This window comes from Fusobacterium massiliense (genome assembly GCF_900095705.1).
GTDB lineage: Bacteria > Fusobacteriota > Fusobacteriia > Fusobacteriales > Fusobacteriaceae > Fusobacterium > Fusobacterium massiliense.
The window spans coordinates 247,017-264,133 of the sequence record NZ_LT608327.1 but is presented as its reverse complement, the minus strand read 5'-3'; the positions used below and the strand labels follow the sequence as shown (position 1 = coordinate 264,133).

General features: G+C 27.1%; 16 protein-coding genes and 1 riboswitch. Of the genes, 2 read left to right on the top strand and 14 right to left on the bottom strand.

Translation table 11 applies throughout. The annotated features are described in order from the left end of the window. Positions 1-58: 58 nt before the first annotated feature. From tig to BQ2505_RS05645, 9 genes are all read right to left on the bottom strand, one after another. Complete coding sequence (gene tig, locus BQ2505_RS05685) at positions 59-1,348, bottom strand: trigger factor (protein WP_074016807.1); 1,290 nt, start codon at positions 1,346-1,348, stop codon at positions 59-61. A 22-nt stretch (positions 1,349-1,370) separates the two neighbouring features. Next, a complete protein-coding gene (gene recJ, locus BQ2505_RS05680) occupies positions 1,371-3,038 on the bottom strand; it encodes a single-stranded-DNA-specific exonuclease RecJ (RefSeq protein WP_074016806.1) in 1,668 nt (555 codons plus the stop codon). Between the two features lie 8 nt (positions 3,039-3,046). Next, on the bottom strand, positions 3,047-3,406 hold the full coding sequence (gene rbfA / locus BQ2505_RS05675; RefSeq protein WP_074016805.1) for a 30S ribosome-binding factor RbfA: 360 nt from the start codon (positions 3,404-3,406) through the stop codon (positions 3,047-3,049). 16 nt (positions 3,407-3,422) lie between these two features. Continuing rightward, positions 3,423-5,639, bottom strand: a complete 2,217-nt coding sequence (gene infB / locus BQ2505_RS05670) for a translation initiation factor IF-2 (RefSeq protein WP_074016804.1) — start codon at positions 5,637-5,639, stop codon at positions 3,423-3,425. Positions 5,640-5,658: 19 nt separating this feature from the next. Then, positions 5,659-6,192 carry a DUF448 domain-containing protein gene (locus tag BQ2505_RS05665; protein WP_074016803.1) on the bottom strand — a complete coding sequence of 178 codons (534 nt, stop codon included), beginning with the start codon at positions 6,190-6,192 and terminating at the stop codon, positions 5,659-5,661. Next, the gene (nusA, locus tag BQ2505_RS05660; RefSeq protein ID WP_074016802.1) at positions 6,185-7,273 is read right to left on the bottom strand and encodes a transcription termination factor NusA; all 1,089 of its coding nucleotides are present in this window, start codon (positions 7,271-7,273) and stop codon (positions 6,185-6,187) included. The genes BQ2505_RS05665 and nusA overlap by 8 nt, the downstream gene beginning before the upstream one ends. A 26-nt stretch (positions 7,274-7,299) precedes the next feature. Beyond that, positions 7,300-7,770, bottom strand: coding sequence for a ribosome maturation factor RimP (locus tag BQ2505_RS05655; protein WP_074016801.1), 471 nt, complete (start codon positions 7,768-7,770; stop codon positions 7,300-7,302). Between the two features lie 108 nt (positions 7,771-7,878). Beyond that, positions 7,879-8,406 carry an NUDIX hydrolase gene (locus tag BQ2505_RS05650; protein ID WP_074016800.1) on the bottom strand — a complete coding sequence of 176 codons (528 nt, stop codon included), beginning with the start codon at positions 8,404-8,406 and terminating at the stop codon, positions 7,879-7,881. Further along, entirely contained in the window at positions 8,407-9,177 is a 771-nt protein-coding gene (locus BQ2505_RS05645; protein ID WP_074016799.1) for a TrmH family RNA methyltransferase, read from the bottom strand. A gap of 158 nt (positions 9,178-9,335) precedes the next feature. On the opposite strand from BQ2505_RS05645, the gene BQ2505_RS05640 reads away from it, so the two are divergent. Next, entirely contained in the window at positions 9,336-10,208 is an 873-nt protein-coding gene (locus tag BQ2505_RS05640; RefSeq protein WP_074016798.1) for a DMT family transporter, read from the top strand. Positions 10,209-10,382: 174 nt separating this feature from the next. Then, on the top strand, positions 10,383-11,897 hold the full coding sequence (locus tag BQ2505_RS05635; RefSeq protein WP_074016797.1) for a DUF1846 domain-containing protein: 1,515 nt from the start codon (positions 10,383-10,385) through the stop codon (positions 11,895-11,897). A 259-nt stretch (positions 11,898-12,156) separates the two neighbouring features. On the opposite strand, the gene BQ2505_RS05630 is transcribed toward BQ2505_RS05635, so the two are convergent. The 5 genes from BQ2505_RS05630 to BQ2505_RS05610 all read right to left on the bottom strand — a co-directional run bounded on the left by BQ2505_RS05630 (position 12,157) and on the right by BQ2505_RS05610 (position 16,797). Beyond that, on the bottom strand, positions 12,157-12,945 hold the full coding sequence (locus BQ2505_RS05630) for a MetQ/NlpA family ABC transporter substrate-binding protein (RefSeq protein ID WP_074016796.1): 789 nt from the start codon (positions 12,943-12,945) through the stop codon (positions 12,157-12,159). Between the two features lie 16 nt (positions 12,946-12,961). Continuing rightward, positions 12,962-13,663 (bottom strand): methionine ABC transporter permease, encoded by a 702-nt coding sequence (locus BQ2505_RS05625; RefSeq protein ID WP_074016795.1) that lies wholly within the window; start codon positions 13,661-13,663, stop codon positions 12,962-12,964. Continuing rightward, entirely contained in the window at positions 13,653-14,660 is a 1,008-nt protein-coding gene (locus BQ2505_RS05620; RefSeq protein ID WP_074016794.1) for a methionine ABC transporter ATP-binding protein, read from the bottom strand. Before BQ2505_RS05620 ends, BQ2505_RS05625 begins: the two co-directional genes overlap by 11 nt. A 198-nt stretch (positions 14,661-14,858) precedes the next feature. Next, positions 14,859-14,944: riboswitch (SAM riboswitch) on the bottom strand. Positions 14,945-15,034: 90 nt separating this feature from the next. Continuing rightward, positions 15,035-16,486, bottom strand: a complete 1,452-nt coding sequence (panF, locus tag BQ2505_RS05615) for a sodium/pantothenate symporter (protein ID WP_074016793.1) — start codon at positions 16,484-16,486, stop codon at positions 15,035-15,037. Positions 16,487-16,488: 2 nt separating this feature from the next. Next, entirely contained in the window at positions 16,489-16,797 is a 309-nt protein-coding gene (locus BQ2505_RS05610) for a YhdT family protein (RefSeq protein ID WP_074016792.1), read from the bottom strand. Positions 16,798-17,117 lie beyond the last annotated feature (320 nt).

The window sequence follows — 17,117 nt, the reverse complement described above, 5'->3', positions numbered from 1 at the left end:
TAAAATTATAGAACTTATACAAACATCAAAGAGCTTTATTTATTCAAATAAAAAATTTTTATTTTGCATTTTTTACTATTTCATCAATAGCTTTTTTCATAACTATATCATATTTTACAGAAGCTTTAAAGTTTTCTAAATTATTATGTTTTTTAAGTTCTTCTTCCATTTTTGGAACGTCCATTCCATACATTTTTGCAACTTCAGCCATTCTTTCATTCAACTCTTCTTCTGTTGCTTCAAATTTTTCAGTTTTAGCTATTTTATCAAGTATTAAATCTGTTTTTACTTTCTTTTCAGCAGTTGGAGCTAATTGAGCTGCAAAAGCTTCTCTGCTTCCACCCATCATTTTTAAATAGTCATCCATTTTGAAACCTTGCATAGAAAGTTGATATTCTAAATCTCTCATTCTATTTTCAATTTCAGCATTTACAAGAGAAACTGGTACATCTATTTTTGCATTTTCTAATACTTTGTCAACTAATGCAGAAACATATTCATTTTCTATTCTATCGTTTTCTCTTTTAATAATATCTTCTTTTGTTTTTTCTTTTAAATCTGCTACTGATTCATATCCTAATCCTTTTGCAAATTCATCATTCAATTCAGGTTTACTTAATTTCTTTATAGCATTAATTTTTACTTTAAATACAGCAGGTTTTCCAGCTAATTCTTTTGCATGGTATTCTTCAGGGAACTTTACAGTAATTTCTCCTTCTTGCCCTTTTTTATACCCTACTAATTGTTCTTCAAAATTATCTATAAAACTTTTACTTCCTAATTGTAATAAATGAGACTCTGATTTTCCTCCATCAAATGGAACTCCATCCATAAATCCTTCAAAAGCTAAGTCAACAGTATCATTTAAAGCTGCTGCATATGCTTCATCTGCAACTTCTTCTAATTTAGCTCCTCCTTGTACCATTCTATCTAATTCTTCGTTTAATCTTTCATCTGTCATTTCAAATGTTTTCTTTTCAACTTCTAAACCTTTATAGTTAGGTAAATCAAATTCAGGATATACATCTATATCAAATACTATTTCTAAATCATCTTTTAATTCAATATTTTTTACTCTTACATAGCTAACTGGTTCTAATTTTTCTTTTTCAACAACTTCTGGGAAGTTTGCATTGATTGCAGCAGTTCCAACTTCTTCTGTTATTTGTTCTTTGTATGCAGCAAGTATAGCTTCTTTTGGAGCATGTCCTTTTCTAAATCCAGGTATTTCTGCATTTTCTCCTGCATTTTTTACAACCTTATCAACTAGGGGAGTAGTTTCATCTTTAGTTAAAAATAATTTTACCTCAACAGCTGATTTTTCTAATTTTTTTACTTCGTATTTCATTAATTTTCCTCCTAAAAATTTATTATTCTTTCTCTTTTATATCTTTTAAAATGATTTGAATAACCTCTTCATCATTTAAAAATATCTTTTCTGGATAATATATTATACTATATTTTTTCAAAAAATACTTCTCTTTAATTTCATTGGCTAAGTCGAACCCTACAACATTATATTTAATATTATTTTTATAAACATATCCATTAAAATGTCTAGAATCTACACCAAATCTTTTTATATCTTTTAACTGAATATCATTATCATAAAATAATGGATGAGGATTAGATATTCCAAAAGGTGCCATTTTTTCCATAAATTCAAAAACTTTAGTATCTATTTTTGTTAAATCTAATTCATAATCATGAGTTTTGTTAGTTCTTTTAATTTTTGTTGTCTCATTTTCAATATTATTAGAAGAAATTTTATTTAATAAAAATTCTCTTACTCTTCCTAAATTTTCTCTTTTTATAACAAAACCTGCAGCTAAGTCATGGCCTCCATATCTAACCAATAAGTCTTTTATTTCTGTTAAATAATTAAAAATACTTATATTTCCAACACTTCTACACGAAGCTTTTCCTTCATCTCCATCAAATGCTATTAATATTACAGGAACATTAAACTTTAATGATAGTCTAGAAGAAACTACACCAATTACACCTGCATGCCATCTAGAAGAGGATAAAATTATCAAAGGTAATTCCCCTATTGTTTGATTTAATTTTTCTATTTTTTTCATAGCATCATCATATATAATTTTTTCTAAACTTCTTCTATTTTTATTTTGTTCCTTCATTTCCTCTATTATGTTATATAAATCAAATTCATCATCTTTCACGAAAAAGTCTGCTCCCATTTTTGAAACTCCAACTCTTCCCAAAGAATTGATAAGAGGTGATATATAATAACTAACATCTGTTGTTGTCAATTTTTTCTTATTTAACCTTAAATAGTTCAATAAATAAGACAATCCCTTAACTTTTGAATTTTTTATTATTTTTAAACCTTTTTTTATAATAAGTCTATTCTCATCTATCATAGGTACAACATCTGCTATTGTTCCTATCATCACTATATCAAGATATTTATAGATAATCTCCATATTCATATCAAGAGCTTGACATATTCCTTGTGCTAATTTAAATGCCACTCCTGCCCCAGATAAATACTCAAATTTATAGTTTTTACTTAATTTAGGATTTAAATATAAAACTTCATCGTCAAACTTTTCTTTTACTGTTTTATGATGGTCTGTTACTATCACATCAATGCCTAAACTTTTAGCATATCTTACATCTTCTATTGTATTATATCCAGTATCAACAGTTATTATTAACTTAGCACCTTTTTTATTGAAAAAATCTATATTCTTTTTAGATACTCCATACTCTGTTTCTTCTCTACTAGGAATATAATATTTTGTGTCTATCCCTATTTCGTTAAAAAACCTTACTAAAAATGAAGTCCCACTGATTCCATCAACATCATAATCACCATAAATATATATTTTTTGCTTTCTTTTTTTCACTTCTAGTATTTTTGTAACTATGACTTCCATATTTTCAAAATCAAAAGGATTTCTAAAATCTGAAAAACTTGGATTGATAAATTTCTTTATATCCTCTTTATCAATATGATTTCTTTTTTCAAGTAACTCTTTTATTAACTCTTCTGTATTTTTTTCTTTCGTCATACAAACCACTAAACTTTCAAATCATTTAAAAGTTTAGTGATTTTTATTGCATTTTCAATAGAGTTATCTATTTTAACTCTTATTTCTGGAGTGTATCTTATATCAATTTCTTCTGCTATTTTTCTTCTTAAAAATCCTTTTATTTGATTTAATGCTTCTACTATTTCTTCTTCAGAATATTTCTTTTCTCCTTCCAACGGAGGTAGTATACTAAAATATGTATCAGCAAATTTTAAATCTTCGGTAACATGAACTTTAGTTACTGAAACTATTCCTGTTATTTTTGGATTTTTTATTTCTTCTAGTAATACTTTTGATATTACTTTCATCATTTCTTTCCCAATACCTTCAAGCCTTTGTCTTTTCAAAATAAATCACCTCACTTTATTTTAGTGTTCTTTTTACTTCTACCATTTCAAATGCTTCTACAACATCTCCCTCTTTTATGTCATTGAAGTTTTCAACTCCAAGTCCACATTCTTGTCCAACAACAACTTCTTTTGCATCGTCTTTAAATCTCTTTAACGAAGATAATTTTCCTTCATATAAAACAACGTTATCTCTAAGTATTCTTATATTAGCATCATTTCTAACTTTTCCATCGACAACTACACAACCTGCTACATTTCCAACTTTAGAAACTTTAAATACTTTCTTTATTTCAATTCTTCCTAAATAATTTTCTTTAAATTCAGGTTCCAACATACCAGCAAGTGCTTTTTCTATATCTTCTGTTATATGATAAATGATACTTGATGTTCTTATTTCTACTTTACTTATTTCAGCTTCTTTTATTGCTTTCGTTGTAGGTCTTACATTGTATCCTATTATAATTGCACCAGCTGTTTCAGCAAGTTTAATATCACTTTCTGTTATTGCTCCAGAAGCAGCTTGGATTATATTTACTGCAACTTCATCATTTGATAATTTCAATAAAGAATCTCTCAATGCATCAACTGAACCCTTTGAGTCAGCTCTTAAGATCAAGTTTAATTCTTTCAAGTTTTCATGTTTTAGTTGATCAGATAAACTTTCAAGTGAAATTGTTTTCTTAGTTGTTTCAAGAATTTTTCTTTCTTTTCTAACTTCTTCAACTATTCTTTTAGCATGTTGCTCATTTTGAATAACATACATTGTATCTCCAGCATTTGGAACATTATTGAATCCTATTACTTCTACTGGTTGAGATAATGTTGCACTTTCAACTCTTTCTCCTTTATCATCTAAAAGAGCTTTTACTTTACCTTGAACTTCTCCTGCAACAATAACATCTCCTATTTTTAAAGTTCCTTCTTGTACTAAAATATCTGCTATTGGTCCTATTTTAGGGTCTAGTCTTGATTCTAATACAACACCTTTTGCTCTTTTTTTAGAGTTAGCTTTCAACTCCAAAATATCTGCTGTTATTAAGATTGTATCCAATAAGACATCTAAGTTCATTTTTTGTTTCGCAGAAACTTCTACAAACTCAACATCTCCACCCCATTCAACAGAGACTAGTCCATGTTCCATAAGTTCTTGTTTTACTTTCATAGGATTAGCTTCAGGCTTATCTATTTTATTTACAGCTACAATTACTGGAACTTTTGCAACTTTTGCATGTGATATAGCTTCTATTGTTTGAGGCATTACCCCATCATCTGCTGCAACAACTAGGATAGCTATGTCTGTAACTTGAGCTCCTCTAGCTCTCATGTCTGTGAATGCTTCGTGACCTGGTGTATCTACGAAAGTTATTTTTCTTCCATCTTTTTCTATTTGGTAAGCTCCTATTTTTTGAGTTATTCCTCCAGCTTCTCCACTTACTACATTTGTTGTTCTAATTGCATCTAATAACGATGTTTTTCCATGGTCAACATGTCCCATTATTGTTATAACAGCTGGTCTTTCGATTAAATCTGTTTCTTTATCTTGAATTTCTAAAGCAAATTTTTCTCCAAATTCTAATTCTACTTCTTCTTCCTCTTCAACCAAAGCATCGTATTCACCTGCTAATTCTTCTGCCATTTCTAATGTGATTGGGCTATTTATAGTTAGCATTTGTCCTTTTAAAAATAATTTTTTTATAATTTCTCCACTATTAACTCCTAATTTTTCAGCAAAATTTCCTAGAGTTATTTCTCCTCTGAATTTTATTATTTTTATTCCATCTTCTTCTATTACATCTGGAGTTTGTTCAGCAACCTTCATTACAAAGTCTGTTCTTCTCCCTTTTTTCTTTTTATTCTTATTTTTATGTTCTGATCTACTTTCCTCATCAAAACCTACATTATTTCCCTTTTTATTTTTAGGCTGTTGAAATTTATTTTTTTTATTATTTTTTTGAGAATGCCCCTCATTTTCATCAGTTTCATCCTCATCTATTATCTTTCTAATTGCTTTTTCCTCTTTCTTTTCCTTGTAATTTTTTACAGGTTCTACTGTATCAACTTTTAACATATTCATTTTTGCAAAATAATCATCTATTTTTTTAACTTGGTCATCTTCTAAATTAGATAGGTGAGATGTAATGTTTATCCCTACATCTTTTTTTAATATCTCTAAGAATTCTTTATTTTTTATTCCATGTTTTTTTGCTAATTCATGAACTCTTGTTTTCATTTTGTACCTCCTCCTTTAGTTATACTATATTTATAAGACCTCTCGCCATTTTTTTATCAGTTACACCTATTACATTAACTTCCATTTTATTGAAAATTTTACCTAAGTCTTCCATAGTTCCAATTCTCTTGAATGGAATATCCAACTCTTCAATTTTTTTCAATAATTTCTCTTCATTTTTTTTACTAATATCTTCTGCTAATATGATAAAATGTATTTTATTTATATTTTCAAAAAGTAAATTAATTCCAAAAACTAATTCTCCCGAATTTTTCATGGTACTTAATATATTTAAATAATTCTTATTAGCTTTGTTAACGATATTTAACATTGTCAACATTTCTTGAGGTTCTATTTTTAATTTATTATGTTTTGACAATTTTCCAAGACAAGCTAAATTTTTACATATATAAATAGCTCTCGACTGCTTTTTTTGTTCCTTATCAAAAGTATAATGAGTTTCATCTATTTTAGCCAACCTAAATAACTCTTTTTTTTCATTCTTACTTCTACATAAGGCACATGTTCTCTCAGGAATGTGTTGACTACTCATTTATATTTTCAACTTCTTCAGTTTCACATTTTTGAGTCTTTTCAACAACTTTTATGTCTACTCTCATTCCTGTTAATCTTGCAACAAGTCTTGCATTTTGTCCATTTTTTCCTATTGCCAATGATAATTGAGATTGCTCTACCATCACCCTTGCTGTCCCATCTTCTTGCATTTCAACACTTTCAACAATAGCAGGACTTAATGCAGCTGAAACAAATTCTTCAGGAGTTTCTTTCCAAATAACTATATCTATTTTTTCTCCATTTAACTCATCTATTATATTTTTGATTCTTGCTCCTTTTTGCCCTATACATGCCCCTACTGTATCCATGTTTACATCTTTAGAATGTACTGCAACTTTTGCTCTAGAACCAGCTTCTCTTGCAACAGATTTTATTTCAATTAACCCTGATGATATTTCTGGGATTTCTATTTCAAAAAGTTTTCTTAAAAGTCCTTCACTCTTTCTTGAAATTAATATTTTAGGAAATTTACTTGTTTTTTCAACAGAAATCAAATATACTTTTAGTCTTTCACCAACTCTATAAATATCTGAATGAGATTGTTCAGTTGGAGGTAAAATTAATTCTATTCCATCTATTTCAACAAATATATTTCTTTTAGTGTCAATTCTTCTTATGATACCACTTATTATATTTCCTTCTTTTTCTTTGAATCTTTCATAAATATATTCTCTCTCAGCTTCTCTAACTTTTTGAATTACTATTTGTTTTCCATTTTGAATAGCATTTCTTCTAAAATTTTCACAATCAACTTCAAACTTTAACACATCTCCAACTTTAGATTTTTTCTTAATTATTTTAGCATCTTCAAGTAGTATTTGCATATTTGGGTCTACAAAGTCTTCAGATTCAACTACAGTTTTTGTTTCAAAAACTTTGATATCCCCACTCTCTCTATCAATTATTACTTCCACATTTTCATCTTCACCATAATTTTTCTTATATGCTGCTAGCATTGCCATTTCAATCGCTTCTAACACACTTTCTTTGCTTACTCCCTTTTCCTTTTCTAGCTCTGTTAAAGCTTCAAGGAAATTTTTTGAGTCTTTCGCTTTCATTACTCTTTTCTACCTCCATTTTTATATTAAAAATCATTAAATTCAAACAATATATTAGCTTTTCCTATTTCATCAAAATCTATTTCTTCTTCTTTCTTGTCAATTAAAAACAATATTTTATTTTCTTTTACATCTAAAATAGTTGCTTTCATCTGTTTTTTATCATTTAATTTATTTTTTAAATTCAATAAAATCTTTTGACCTTTAAATCTTATATAATCTTCTATTTTTTTCAATGGTCTTTCTATTCCTGGTGAGGAAACTTCAAGAAAAAATTTGTGTTCTATTAACTCTTCGATCTTATCATCAATCAAAGAACTCAGTTTACTACAATCTTCCAAAGTTAAATCTCCATTTAAATTTTCAATAAAAATTCTTACATACCAATATCCACTTTCTTGTAAATATTCAACATCTACAAGAGATAAATTCATTTCATTTATAAATGGATTAACAATTTTTTCTATTTTTTGTATTATTTGACTACTGTCCTCCATACAATTTTTCCTCCTTTTTATGAAATAAGGAGTGGCTTTTTTACCACTCCTTTCATTTCTATTATTATAAGATAATTATAACATATTATTTAAAATAAAGCAAATTTTTTATTTTTTACCTTTTTTGTTTTTTATATATGTCAAATATGTCAAAGCAATTATAGTTTTAGCATCTTCAAATAAGTATGGATTTATTTCATCTAAAGGTATTTCAACGATGTCTAAAAATTCATTTTCATCTAAATGTTGACTTGTTTTTTCTAACTCACTTGCATAAAACAAATGATATTGTCCTGCATTTATTCCAGCTGAACCATAATAACTAACAATTTTCTCTAATTTATTTGCTTTATAACCAGTTTCTTCTTCAAACTCTCTTTTTGCTGCCAGTTCCACATCTTCACCTTTTTCAACTAAACCTGCTGGAATTTCTAATAATTCTTTTTTTATAGCTGGTCTATATTGTTTCACAAAAATTACTTTATTATCTTTCTCGGCAACCACAGCTACAGCTTCCTTTTTCCCTGTAAAAGTCCATGTAACAATATTATTATTTGGCAAAGCTAACTTTTCTTCATATACTGTTATAACATCATTTTTAAATACTTCTTTTTTGGATATATGTGTAAATTTCATCTAAATAACTCCCTCTATTTCTCTCATTTTATATAGAACTATACCTGTTGCAACAGCAACATTTAAGGATTCAGCTTTTCCTAATAATGGAATAATTATTTTCTTATTACTAATTTTAATCAAATCATCACTTATACCATTTCCTTCATTACCAAAAACAATTGCGTTTTTATTTTCTAACTTTATTTTATTATACATTTGAGAATCTTCACTCAAACAAGTAGAAATAATTGAATAATTTTTCTCTTTTAAGAATTGTATAATATTTTCTTTTTTTAAAACATATAAATTTACATTAAATATAGAACCCATAGTTGCTCTGACAACTTTTTCATTATAGGCATCTACTGTATTTTCAGTTACAATTATATTTTTAAAATTTGTTGCATCACATATTCTTATGATAGTTCCTAAATTTCCTGGATCAGACACATCATCTAATACAATAACATCTCCTTTAATGCTATCTATATGTTGCTCTTTCTTATTGTAAATAACTATAATTCCTTGTGAATTTTCTTGAGAACTTATATCAGCAAAAATTTTGTCTAAAACTATTATTTTTTTACACTGAAATTTTTCTAATAGCTCTTTTATTTTTTTGTCTTCTGCTTTATCTAACTTTACTATAATTAATTCTGGAATATAATCATAGACTAAAAATTTCCAGCCTTCAGCAATAAATTTATTTTCAATATCTCTATATTTCTTTTGCTTTAATTTTTTTATATATTTTATAGTTTTATTATCTTTACTTTCAATAAATTCCATTTGATTTCTCTCTTTCAATTTTTATTATATTTTATCATAAAAATAAAAAAACGAATATCTTTATCTACTTAAAATTAATTTTATTTTTTCTGATACTAGCTATTTATTTCAAAAGAAATTATAATGTATTTATGAAAACAAATTATGGAGGAATAGATATGAATTTTTGCCACTTAAAACAAAGTGCTAAGTTTACGGCTTTTATTGCAATATTTTTTTGGGCAACAGCTTTTATTAGCACAAAATTTCTTTTAAAAGAAATTGATCCTTATACCTTAGGTGTACTCAGATATTTTTTTGCTACTATCATTGTTTTAATTATACTATTTAAGAAAAAAATAAAATTTCCAGCCCTTAAGGATTTACCAACTTTTTTATTTGCTGGTTTTTCAGGTTATGGAGCTTATGTTGTTTTATTTAATATTGCAACAGTCTACACAAGTCCTGCTACATTGAGTGTTATCAACTCATTATGTCCGGCTATTACTGCTACTTTTGCTTCTATTTTATTTAATGAAAAAATAAAATTGTTAGGTTGGTTTTCTTTTTTAATTTCATTTATAGGAATTTTATTTTTAACTTTATCTGGTGGAAGCCTTACTATAAATATAGGAGTTATCTATATGCTTATAGCTGCCCTTTTGCTTTCACTTTATAACATAAGCCAAAGATATCTTACAAAAAAATATTCTGCTTTTGATGTAAGTATGTACTCTATGCTTTTTGGTTCATTAATGTTAATTTTTTACTCTCCAAGCTCAATTAAGAATATTTTTGTTATTAGCAAATTTTCATTGCTTTTAATAATATATATGTCAATATTCCCAAGTATAGTTTCTTATTTTTTATGGACTAAAGCATTTCAACTTGCAAAAAATACAGCTGAAGTTACTACATTTATGTTCGTTACTCCTGTACTTGCAACAATAATGGGAATTTTATTTCTTAATGATATTCCAAAACTTTCTACTTTTATCGGAGGTTTTTTAATTATTCTAGGTATGTTCATTTTTAATAAGACAAAAAATTAAGTTAATACTATTCACAAAATATATTTTTCATGCTAAAATATAAAGTCAGTTTTTTATAATTATATAATTATAAAAACTTTAACTGTCGTGATGACCATAACTTAAGTTTAAATAATATTAATGGCAGACAGCTTGGCTTTATTTATTATTTTATTTTTACTTTTTGGAGGTTATATGAAAGTAGGATTTGATCACAACAAATATTTAGAAGAACAAACTAAGTATATACTAGAAAGAGTTAATAACTATGATAAGTTGTATATTGAGTTTGGGGGAAAACTTTTAGGAGATTTTCATGCAAAAAGGGTTTTACCTGGTTTTGATGAGAATGCAAAGATTAAAGTCTTAAATAAATTAAAAGATAAGATAGAAGTTATTATCTGTGTCTATGCTGGAGATATTGAAAGAAACAAAATAAGAGGAGATTTCGGCATCACTTATGATATGGATGTTTTTAGACTTATTGATGATTTAAGAGAAAATGATCTAAAAGTTAATAGTGTAGTTATAACTAGATATGAAGATAGACCTTCTACTGACCTTTTTATTACTAGACTTGAAAGAAGAAATATAAAAGTATACAAACATTTTGCTACAAAAGGATACCCTAGTGATGTAGATACTATTGTTAGTGATGAAGGATATGGAAAAAATGCTTATATTGAAACAACTAAACCTATAGTTGTTGTTACTGCTCCGGGTCCTGGAAGTGGTAAATTAGCTACTTGTTTAAGTCAACTTTACCATGAATATAAAAGAGGAAGAAATGTAGGTTACTCTAAGTTTGAAACTTTCCCAGTATGGAATGTTCCTTTAAAACATCCTCTAAATATTGCATATGAAGCTGCAACAGTAGACCTTAACGATGTTAATATGATTGATCCTTTTCATTTAGAAGAATATAACGAAATTGCAATTAATTATAATAGAGATATAGAAGCTTTTCCTTTACTAAAAAGAATTATAGAAAAGATTACTGGAAAAAAATCAATTTATCAATCTCCAACTGATATGGGAGTTAATAGGGTAGGATTTGGTATTATTAACGATGAAATAGTTAGAAAAGCTTCTGAACAAGAAATTATAAGAAGATATTTTAAAACAGGTTGTGATTATAAAAAAGGAAATGCCGATTTAGAAACTTTTAAAAGAGCAGAGTTTATAATGCATAGTCTTGGCTTAAGAGAAGAAGATAGAAAAGTTGTTGATTATGCTAGAAAAAAATTAGAATCTATTCATAAAGAACACGAAGAAAATAAAAAATTTACATCATCTGTGATTGCCTTTGAAATGCCAGATGGAAAAATAATTACCGGAAAGAAAAGTTCACTTATGGATGCTCCTTCAGCTGCTATATTAAATTCATTAAAATATTTATCTAATTTTGATGATGAATTACTTTTAATATCTCCAACAATATTGGAACCAATTATAAAATTAAAAGAAACAACTTTAAAAAATAAAAATATACCTTTAGATTGTGAAGAAATTTTAATTGCATTAAGTATTACTGCTGCAACTAACTCTATGGCTGAAGTTGCATTATCAAAATTATCTAAACTTGAAGGAGTTCAAGCTCATTCAACACACATTTTAGGTAGAAATGATGAACAATCACTTAGAAAATTAGGAATTGATGTCACATCAGATCAAGTTTTCCCAACTGAAAATTTATACTATAATCAATAACTCTAAATAAAAACTGTACACTTATATTAATTTTTAAAATTAAGTGTACAGTTTTTTCACTCTATAGAAAAGTATAAAATTAAATAGCAAAGATTAGTCTCTTGACAGCCGTATGAGTTCTACGAGCTCAATAAACATAGGTTCTTCGCACTAATACGGACGTCAGAGACAAAATATATTCCTGCAAATTAAAAAACTACTATAATTGATAAATTTTATCAAATTATAGTAGTTTTTCTTTTAAAATATTAAACTATCTTTAGAATGCAGCTACAACAGCTCCATTGTATTTTTTGTTTATAAAGTTTTTAACTTTTTCACTACGTAATGCTTTAAATAATTTTTGGATATCTTGATTCTTTTCACTACCTTTTCTAACAACAACTATATTTGCATAAGGTGATTCTTTTCCTTCTAGTAATATAGAATCTTTTGTTGGGTTTAATCCAGCTTCTAATGCATAGTTTCCATTTATAACAGCAGCAGTTACATCAGGTAAAACTCTTGGTAATTGAGCAACTTCTGTTGGTTTAAATTTTAATTTTTTAGGATTTTTAACTATATCAAATTCTGTTGCAAATAGATTTTTAGGATCTTTTAAAGTAATAATACCTTTATTATGTAATAATATTAAAGCTCTTCCTCCATTTGATGGGTCACTTGGTATAGCAATAGTAGATCCATTTTTTAATTCATTAACTGATTTAACTTTTTTAGAATATAACCCAATTGGTTCAACATGAACATTACCTAATGAAACTAAATTTAATTTTCTTTCTTCAACAAACTTATCTAAATAAGGTTTGTGTTGGAAGAAGTTAACATCAATTTCTTTATCTGATAATGCTAAGTTTGGAGTTACATAATCTGTAAATTCAACTATTTTTAAATCTACTCCTTCTTTCTTTAAATCAGCTTTCACTAAATTTAAAAGTTCTGCATGTGGAACTGGTGTTGCTCCAACTTTTAAAGTTCCAGCAAATGCTCCCACAGATAATAATAAAAATGCACCAATGTTTCCGAATAATTTTACAAATTTTTTAGACATATTTTTACCTCCTATTTTATTTTCCTAGTTTTTTCTGTCTTCTATGTACAATAAAATTACCAACTGATTGTATGATTTGAACAAGTATTATGATAATAATTATTGAATATACCATAATATCTAATTTAAATCTTAAATATCCAAATCTTATAGCTAAGTCTCCAAGTCCTCCTGCTCCTATAGTTCCTGCCATAGCTGAATAACCTATTAAGCTAATTATTGTAACTGTTATTCCATGAATAAGAGTAGGATAACATTCTGGAAGCATAACTTTAAATATTATTGTTTTATTATTTGCTCCCATACTTTGACTTGCTTCTACAAGACCTGGATCAACTTCTAATAATGCCCCTTCAACAATTCTAGCAACAAATGGAGCTGCTCCAATAGATAGTGGCACTATTGCTGCTGTAGATCCGATAGTTGTTCCCACTACAAATCTTGATAAAGGAAATAACAATATCATCAAGATAATAAATGGAAAAGATCTTAAAGCATTTATTACAACTTCTAAAATTGCATTAAATTTTTTCATTTCATAAATATTTCCAGGTTTAGTTACCAAAAGTAAAACTCCTAAAGGAAACCCTAATATCAATGAAAATAATGTTGAAAATAAAACCATATACAATGTTTCTACAGTAGATATAACCAACATACTTATTATTGGATTCTCTACATTTTCAAACAAGGGTTCAAGTATAGCACTAATCTCCATTATATATCACCTCTACTATTGTATCCATATTTCTCATAAGCTCTATAGCTTTTTCTTGTGCCTCTAGTTCTCCATTTAACTCAAGATATAAATGTCCTATATTCATTGTTGAAAGCTTATCTATAGAGCCTCCTAAAATACTTACATCTATTCCGCATTCTTTTATAACTTTAGAAATTATAGGTTCATTTGCTGTACTTCCAATAAATTTAACTTTAACTATATTTCTACCCTTATTATGCATATAATTAATTTCTGTATCTGATTGTTGATGTACATATGAAATTAATTCTTTAGCTACATCTGTTTTTGGCTCAGTAAATATATGATGAACATTACCTTCTTCAATAATCCTTCCATCTGACATTATAGCTACCTTATTACAAACTTCCTTAACAACTTCCATTTGATGTGTTATCATAAGCACTGTTAAAGAAAATTTTTGTTGTATTTCTTTTATAAGCTCCAATATAGATTTTGTTGTCTTTGGATCTAATGCTGAAGTTGCTTCATCAGATAATAGTATATCTGGATTATTTGCCAAAGCTCTTGCTATGGAAACTCTTTGTTTTTGTCCTCCACTTAATTGACTAGGATAGTATTTTGCCTTATCACTCAAACCAACAATTTCTAATAACTCTGCTACTCTACTTTTTATTTCTTTTTTATTCCAATTAGCAATTTCAAGAGAAAAAGCTACATTTTCTTCAACTGTTCTTGAAGATAAAAGGTTGAAATGTTGAAATATCATTCCTATTTTTTTTCTTCTTTCTAAAAGTTGGCTTTTATTAAGGCTCAAAATATCTTGATCATTAATAATTATTTTTCCACTTGTAGGTTCTTCCAATCTGTTTATAAGTCTTATAAGAGAAGATTTACCAGCACCACTCAGACCGATTATTCCAAAAATATCTCCTTCTTTAACTTTTAAACTTACATCTTTAACAGCATGTAAGCCATTTGGATAGACCTTGTTCACATTTTCAAGTACTATCATTTTTCCTCCCTCTGCTATAAATTAAAGTCTCTTGACAGCCGTATGAGTTCTACGAGCTCAATGAACATAGGCTCTTCGAACTAATACGGACGTCAGAGACTAATTTTCTTTATTTAATTTTATACTTTCCTATAAATAAATAAATAAAAAATCCATACCCTTTTGAGAGTATGGATTGGTATTTAAAAATATATAGCCTCTCCATCTCTCTGGAATTAGCACCACACATAAAGTAGGTTGCTGAAACATCACAGGGCCAGTCCCTCAGTTTCTCTGGATGGTTATTCACACATCAATTTTGATTGTTTGTGTAAGTATATAATATTCTAGTTTTTTTGTCAATAATTTTTTTTAATTTTTTTTATTAGTTTTTATTATTCAAAAAATATTTCTAATGTTTTTTCATCATCTTTTTTTCCAAGATATGAACCTATAACAAATAATACAAAAGCAACTACTAAAGATGGAACTATATTATGAAGTCCAAAAACTTTTATCTTTGTTATTTCTAAAAATAAATAAGCTGGAATTCCTCCTAATATAGAAATTATAGCTCCTGTTGAGTTAGCTCTTTTCCAGTATAACCCAAATATCAAAGGAAGTAAAAATACTATTTCTTGTCCAGATAATGAAAATAAATTGATCCAAACAATTAAACTAAGTGGTTTAGCTGATAAAATAAATACTAAAATTCCTATTACTAATGATGTAATCATAGATATTTTCTTTATTTTCTTTTCACTTGCTGTTTTATCAAAATATCCTATATACATATCCTTGATTAAAGTTGAAGATGATAGTATAAGAACAGAATCAACTGATGACATTATTGCTGCTAAAGGACCTCCAATAAAAACTCCTGCTAATAATGGGTGTAAATTTTTTAGAGCTAATATTGGTATAATTTTATCTGCATCTGTTAAATCTGTTATAACTGCTCTTCCCATTACTCCAACCAAATGCATACCTAAAATTAATATTCCAACTAATGAAGTACCTATTATCATAGCATTATGCATTGCTTTACTATCTTTAAAAGCCATGCATCTAACGGTTGTAACTGGTAAACCTAAAATAGCTATACCTACTAGAACCCAAAATGACATTATAAAAGGTTTAGCTATATTTCCACCAGAATCAGGTCTTAATAAATTAGGGTCAATTTCTTTTATTTTTAGCATTATATTTTGCATACCATGTCCATTTTTTAAAATTACTATGAATAAAACTAATGTTGCTAAAAACATTACAACAGCTTGAATTGCATCTGTTATTGTAACTGCTCTAAATCCACCAAATGTTGTATAAATTATTACAACTGTTGAAAAAATTATAAGACCTGTAATATATGGTAACCCTGTAACTGTTTCAAATAGTCTTGCTCCACCAATAAATTGTGCAACCATAGCTCCTATAAAAAACATAACAAGTATTATTGATGAGAGTATATTTAAAAAATTACTATTATATCTAGCTTTTAAAATATCAAAAACCGTTATAGCATTTATTTTTCTAGATATGATAGACATCTTTTTTCCTAATATTCCTAAAGTAAAAAAAGCTGTTGGTACTTGTATGCAGGCAAGTAATACCCAACCAAGTCCTAATTTATATGCAATTCCAGGACCTCCGATAAATGAACTAGCTCCTATATAGGTTGCAACTATTGTCATTGCTAAAACAAAACCACCTAAAGATCTATTTCCAATAAAATATTCTGCCGTAAAACTTTTAGCATTATTTTTTATCTCGCTTACTTTATATGCAATATACAACATAGCCAACAAATAAATTACTATTGGTACTAATATTAAAAAGTTATTCATTTTTATTTGTTCTCCTTATTATTTTGATTTGTTTCTTCATTTTTTTCAAATTCATCAAGATCTATTTCTTTAAAAAAGAATTTTATAGCAAGAAAAACTAAAAAATTGATAAGGACTAAACCTACAACACAAGAATAAAAAAACCATTCAGGAAGTCCTAAAATATACTTATAGTCTTCAACATTATCTGTAGAAAATTCATAAGCAAAGTAATACCACCACAAAAAATAGATTAGATAAAGAACTAATGTTACTATAACCTCTTTATTAATTTGTTTAGAAATTTCTCTTTTCTTAGAGTTTTCCTTCATTTTTTTTATTACCTCCAAAAATATCATAATTTAATATCGTATAATTTAAAACTAGAAGAATTATATGATTTTTTTTTACGAATTATTATAGTTATTAAGAATTTTATAAGTCTATATTTTGTTTTTTTATTATACAATATTTTGATTGGCTCCTATTATATCATCAATTTTTAAAAAAGTTCAATACTTTTATTTAATAAAAATAGATATACACATATATAGAGAATATAAATAACATACGTTTTTTATTATTTATAAAGACTTTTTTGATTATATTAGGAAAGTATAAAATTAAATAATAAAATTAGTCTCTGACGTCC

What these genes read in the sequence shown, in the direction of transcription:
- tig (WP_074016807.1), bottom strand. Translation starts at nt 1,348, where the DNA reads ATGAAATACGAAGTAAAAAAATTAGAAAAATCAGCTGTTGAGGTAAAA.
- recJ (WP_074016806.1), bottom strand. Translation starts at nt 3,038, where the DNA reads ATGACGAAAGAAAAAAATACAGAAGAGTTAATAAAAGAGTTACTTGAA.
- infB (WP_074016804.1), bottom strand. Translation starts at nt 5,639, where the DNA reads ATGAAAACAAGAGTTCATGAATTAGCAAAAAAACATGGAATAAAAAAT.
- BQ2505_RS05665 (WP_074016803.1), bottom strand. Translation starts at nt 6,192, where the DNA reads ATGAGTAGTCAACACATTCCTGAGAGAACATGTGCCTTATGTAGAAGT.
- nusA (WP_074016802.1), bottom strand. Translation starts at nt 7,273, where the DNA reads ATGAAAGCGAAAGACTCAAAAAATTTCCTTGAAGCTTTAACAGAGCTA.
- BQ2505_RS05655 (WP_074016801.1), bottom strand. Translation starts at nt 7,770, where the DNA reads ATGGAGGACAGTAGTCAAATAATACAAAAAATAGAAAAAATTGTTAAT.
- BQ2505_RS05650 (WP_074016800.1), bottom strand. Translation starts at nt 8,406, where the DNA reads ATGAAATTTACACATATATCCAAAAAAGAAGTATTTAAAAATGATGTT.
- BQ2505_RS05645 (WP_074016799.1), bottom strand. Translation starts at nt 9,177, where the DNA reads ATGGAATTTATTGAAAGTAAAGATAATAAAACTATAAAATATATAAAA.
- BQ2505_RS05640 (WP_074016798.1), top strand. Translation starts at nt 9,336, where the DNA reads ATGAATTTTTGCCACTTAAAACAAAGTGCTAAGTTTACGGCTTTTATT.
- BQ2505_RS05635 (WP_074016797.1), top strand. Translation starts at nt 10,383, where the DNA reads ATGAAAGTAGGATTTGATCACAACAAATATTTAGAAGAACAAACTAAG.
- BQ2505_RS05630 (WP_074016796.1), bottom strand. Translation starts at nt 12,945, where the DNA reads ATGTCTAAAAAATTTGTAAAATTATTCGGAAACATTGGTGCATTTTTA.
- BQ2505_RS05625 (WP_074016795.1), bottom strand. Translation starts at nt 13,663, where the DNA reads ATGGAGATTAGTGCTATACTTGAACCCTTGTTTGAAAATGTAGAGAAT.
- BQ2505_RS05620 (WP_074016794.1), bottom strand. Translation starts at nt 14,660, where the DNA reads ATGATAGTACTTGAAAATGTGAACAAGGTCTATCCAAATGGCTTACAT.
- panF (WP_074016793.1), bottom strand. Translation starts at nt 16,486, where the DNA reads ATGAATAACTTTTTAATATTAGTACCAATAGTAATTTATTTGTTGGCT.
- BQ2505_RS05610 (WP_074016792.1), bottom strand. Translation starts at nt 16,797, where the DNA reads ATGAAGGAAAACTCTAAGAAAAGAGAAATTTCTAAACAAATTAATAAA.